The 2,086-nt window shown below is 59.9% G+C and carries 1 protein-coding gene; it reads left to right on the forward strand.

The window, feature by feature from the left end:
- Positions 1-1,106 precede the first annotated feature (1,106 nt).
- The gene (locus AC630_RS41585; RefSeq protein WP_074124207.1) at positions 1,107-1,856 is read left to right on the forward strand and encodes an SDR family oxidoreductase; all 750 of its coding nucleotides are present in this window, start codon (positions 1,107-1,109) and stop codon (positions 1,854-1,856) included.
- Positions 1,857-2,086: the final 230 nt, after the last annotated feature.

A 2,086-nucleotide genomic window follows, 5' to 3' on the forward strand; every position in this document is an offset into this window, starting at 1 on the left:
CGCCGCCCCCGCCACCCACGCTGTGGCCGCCGCTATCGCTGCCCACGTTTCCGGTAAACCCGGTCCCACCCCAGCCGCCATAGTTGCCGTTGTCAGTGCCGCCGTTGCCGCCGTTGGCCAGCGCAGCGGACGCCATGCACACGCCGCCAAGTGCAATCAGAGACGCAGTTGCAAGAAATACCGCCCGCTTTCGGCAAGCGCGATGAACCCTCATCAATTTAGCCGCCCCCGGCGGTCGCGCCGCCGCCTCTGCCGGGCCTTCGCGGATGACCGCGATGCCGATTCCTCAAATCTCATCAGACCGGCAGTGCGGGTCCGCCGGAGATTCATTGCTCAATGTTATCGAGTGTTACGCAACAGGCCGAGCGCAAGCAACGCCCCGCGCCCTCCGCTGTGCTGAACCAGATCGCAATCGGCGGACGGCGTGGCGAAAATGTCACGCCGTGAACCGGATGGTGTCATCTCCTGCGTGCTCAACGTCGGCAGTGCGCCCCAGTACGGCGAGTTGCGAGAGGAGAGCCAATCAGGACTTCGCCTCCGGGCCAGAAGCGGCCGCTTGCTGCACTATCGAGGACCGCCGTTGATAGCGTCTCGGCTCTCTGACGTGATCGATAGCCATCGGCGAAGCTCAGGCGTTGGCCGCCGAATGCCCTGCTTTGCGCGACGGCCAATCGATCTGGCATGTCGGAAGAACCCGTACGCGGTGAGCAGGATCACAACCATTGCGGTCGCGAAGTAACCAGCCCGGAAAAAAAAACGATACAAGCGATCCACGCGACGAAGAACACGGCCCACCATAGCAAGGCGAACCCGAGATAAGTTGTGCCGGTTGGGACGCCTTTGCTCATGCTGATCACTTATGCATCCTTGCAATCCGCGGCACCTCCCAGGCTGATCCTTTCGTCTTGCCAACGAGCCCATGGTAAAGATTGCGTTGCGATCATCGAACACGGAACTTCCGCTTCGGGTCCAGGCTGTGTGAAAACGACCAATGACTGTTTCCACGCGGTCTGCGGGATTGTCGCGACAATTGCAGTTTGCGGAAAACGGGTGGCCGCCGCATTCCACTCCCACTATCCCTGAGCCTCCATTTCAAGGAGGTTTTTTTGGCAAGTCTGCAAAACAAAGTGGCAATCATTACGGGTGCGTCATCAGGTATAGGCCGCGCGACGGCGATATTGTTCGCAGCCGAAGGGGCGTCGGTCGTGCTGAACGCCAGGGGAGCGGAGGCTCTGGAGGAGGTCGTGGATGCTATCCGCCGCCAAGGCGGAACGGCGGATGCCGTGACGGGTGACGTTGGCCTCGCGGAGACCCACGAAAAGCTCGTCCGCGTAGCAACCCGCAGATTCGGCGGTTTGGACATAGCGATCAACAACGCCGGAACAGTCGGGCCGATCAAACCTCTTGCGGACGTTACATTGCAAGAATGGCAGGACACACTTGCCGCGAACTTGACCTCCGCATTTCTGAGCGCGCGTTATCAGGTCCCCGCTATGCTTGAAAAGGGTATAGGCTCGCTCGTCTTCGTATCGAGCTTTGTTGGAACAAGTGTTGGCCTTCCAGGCATGTCGGCCTATGCCGCTTCCAAAGCCGGACTCATGGGGCTGGTGAAGGGCATTACTGCAGACTATGCGAGCAATGGCATTAGGGCGAATGCGCTTCTACCTGGCGGCACAGATACGGCCATGGCCGGAGACAACGCGCAGAAGGAATGGGCTGCTGGCCTGCATGCCTTGAAGCGGATTGCCCAGCCGGAGGAAATCGCTCTGGCAGCGTTGTTCCTTGCAGGCCCGATGTCGAGCTTCGTCGCAGGATCGGCACTGTTCGCGGATGGGGGCAACGCAGCGGTCAAATGACCAAGTCGCAGCCGCGAAATTCCTAGACCGTGTGGAAACAGTCCTTGGTCGTTTTCGCACGGTCTGGGTCATTCTCGACCGGCTCTGCGGGTTCGGCTGGTGTTCGATGTCTGCTCTTCCCCAAAAGTGACCTACTTACTGCGCGGCAACGAAATGACGCGATGGGGCCACTTCCGGACATCCTCGTTTGATCTCCAGAATACACCACTGGCCCCAAGTTAGTCGTTGAT

Source organism: Bradyrhizobium sp. AS23.2 (assembly GCF_001908185.1).
Classification (GTDB): domain Bacteria; phylum Pseudomonadota; class Alphaproteobacteria; order Rhizobiales; family Xanthobacteraceae; genus Bradyrhizobium.